We start from the raw sequence: 2929 nt of genomic DNA, 5'->3' as shown, positions 1-2929 counted from the left end.
CGACGGCGTTACCGGCGTGCGCGAGACGGCGCTGTACTATCGCGCAGGCCACCACCGCCACTACGGCTTCTTTGGCGCGTATCCCGACGCCTCGGGCGGCGGCACGCTGTTCGTCGTCATCGGCGACTTCTCCGGCCACGTGGATGTGCTGTCTTACCGCGATGGCGAGTTGCGCCTGCTGTGGATGACACTGTTCGATCCTCAGTCCGAGCAGGGCATTGACCGGCGCTTCACGATCAACCGCGTGCTGCCGGACCCGATAGCCGACGTCAACGGCGATGGCGCCCGCGCGATCCTGTTGAGCGTCTTCAATGTCAACGACGACCAGCGCTGGCACGTCGTGGGGTACGACCTGCTGAGCGGCGCGATCGTGCTCGATCTGCCCGACCGCTACCTGTCCGGGCTCGCCGACGTGGACGGCGATGGGCGCGAGGAGCTTTTCTGTGAGGTGCTGCGCACGCGCGCCGAGCCGACGTACGCGCCGCTCGAACTGGTTCGGCTCCGTGCCGCCGGCGCCCCTGAGGTGGTGTGGAGAGCCAACCGGGGCCGGTGGAGTTTCCATAATGCCGTGAATCAGCCGCTCGACCGTTGGTGGGGGCAGACATTGGGCAACCAGGCGCTGGCGCTGCGCCGCACCGCGCGGGGGGTGGAGTTCTTCGTCAGCCTCCCCGCGCGCCGTGGGGCCGAGGAAACGCTCGAAGCGTGGATGGTGAACCGAGACGGGACGGTCGAAGAAGCCTGGGGCGCCGACGCCGGCGAAGGCACGGAACTCGAGGTATGCGCCACAGACCCCGACGGAGAGCAGGCCTTGCTCCTGGCGCGCTCGCAAGGAAGCGCGTCGCTCCGCCTGCGCGGAGTGACGGGCGACGTCGTCTGCGCGCGGCGTCGAGGAGCGGCGGCGCCCTGTCTGGCGCTTGCGAAGGACGGCAAGGGCCAGGCGTGGCTCGTCGCGGCTGATATCTCGCGTCGCGTGAGCTTGCTGCGTTTCGAGCGCGGGCGGCCGCAGATTGCGGCGGAGTTTCCCGGGCGTCCGATGAGCACGCAAGGGGAATGGGCGCCGCGGGGACTGGCGGCGGGGGATCTCGACGGCGATGGGGCTGACGAGGTGCTGTTTGCCCAGGAGACTCCGCGCGGGGCCGCCAGGCTCGTGGCGATGGGCCTCGACGGTCACGAACGATGGCACTGCGACTTCCCGAGCTTCAGCGGCAGGCTGCGCGCCTGGAACATGGGGGGAATGACGTGTTGGATCGCCGGGCGCTTTCGAGATCGTGGCCGCCTCGATGTCGCGGTATCGCTGCGTCGCTCGATCATGCACAGCGACGAGACCTATATGCTCGACGGGACAACGGGCGAGGTCATCTGGCGGCGCGATGTGCTGGAGGTAAGCGATCCGCCCCACACACGCGGCTTTGGCGGCGAAATCATGGCGGCCGCGGATGTGGACGGCGACGGCTTGGATGAGTTGATCCTGTGCTACCCCGCGGAGCTATCGGTCACGAACGGTGCGAGCGGCGAAGTGCAGGCCGTGTATAACATGGGCCCGATCCCGGCGGCCGACATGCCGGGGGATATGTGGGTCATCGGCGGCGTCCCGGAGGTGGCGGACCTCGACGGCGACGGCAGGCTGGAAATCCTGTGGACGCGAAATCAGAGCCTGATATCCGCATTCACGCTGGGGCAAGACGGGCTGCGCATGACGTGGCACAGCGAGCGCGACCAGGCGACTGCCGCGCAGCCGGCCATCACTCGTTTGGACGGCGGACACTGTGTCATTGGCGCGGCGGGCTTTCCTGATGGCTTTCGCGCGCTTGACGCGGCGAACGGCGAGACGCGGTGGATTGCGCCGACCACCGACACTCCTGTGAGCAACACTATTGCGACGGACTGGGATGGTGACGGAAGGACGGAGTTCATCTTCGGCGCGGGAAGCCGCCTTCATGCGCGGCGAGCGGACAACGGGGAGGAATGCTGGGCGCTCGACCTGCCGGGGGCAGCAGCGCAAATCCTGGATGTGCAGACGGGCGGCCAGACGATGGTCGTTGTGGCGACGAGCGCGGGCGAGTTGCTCGTCGTGAAACCGGACGGATGATGGATACCGCAGTGAGACCGACAAACGCGTGCCGGTTCGCGGTGACGGGAAAGTGGGATTCGTGCCAATGAGGGATTATGGAACGCTGGTGCTGGCAGCGGTGATGTTGCTCGCGTTCGCGCGAGCCGGCAGGGGTGATCGGGACCGAGCGTTGTCGCTCCCGTTTTCCGACCGCGGCGCGTGGGAGGTTTTTGCCGACGAGCCGTGGTGGGCGCTGGTTGATATCCGCGACATGCTCAACATCTTCCACCCCTTCGTGGTGCCGGAGACCGGCAACGCCGCCGGGGCTACGCGGCGGGTGACCATTCCCAGGCAGTGGCAGCCGCCGTTCGCGCTGCGGTTCTACTGCGCGGACGATTACTTCGCCGATTCCGAGCACCACAAGCCCGGCCAGCCTGGCACCGAGAGCTTCTTCGAGCATCGCTTCAAGCAGGTCTTGATCAACGATGTCGTTGTGTGGGAGCGAGATGTTGTTGATGAAAACGTCCTCGGCTCTCAAACGATCTTCCAGGTCGACATCACGCCGTATGTCACGCCCGGCGAGGCCTTCACGCTGACCTTTCGCGCGTTCGACAAGGTAAGCACTCTGGAGCGCAATGACAAGGACGTGTGGTTCATCGGCGGGACTTGGTACGCGCCGGGTAACGACACAACAGAGGAGGAGCCGCGCTTTCACACGGCGTTGTGGTTCGCGGACGCTGCGGTCGGCGAGCGGGCGGCCGTGGTGGCGACCCCGCGGGGCGAGCGGCCGCACGAGGCCGTCGTGTCCGCGCGCCACCGCGCCCGCTGGCCCATCCCCCCGCCGAGCGAACAGATGCCGTCGCGGGTCAGATTGCAGCT

2 protein-coding genes are annotated in these 2929 nt (G+C 67.2%); both read left to right on the top strand.

Going from position 1 to position 2929, the window contains the following annotated elements:
• Positions 1–2089 (top strand): VCBS repeat-containing protein (locus tag JSV65_07710; protein UCH36228.1); only part of this gene is annotated, 2089 nt, incomplete at its 5' end.
• Positions 2090–2156: 67 nt separating this feature from the next.
• Positions 2157–2929: hypothetical protein (locus tag JSV65_07705; protein UCH36227.1), on the top strand; the 773-nt coding region annotated here is incomplete at its 3' end.

The organism is Armatimonadota bacterium (assembly GCA_020354555.1).
Lineage (GTDB): Bacteria > Armatimonadota > Hebobacteria.
Note: the sequence above shows the minus strand (reverse complement) of the source record. Positions and strands in the feature narration are given on the sequence as shown.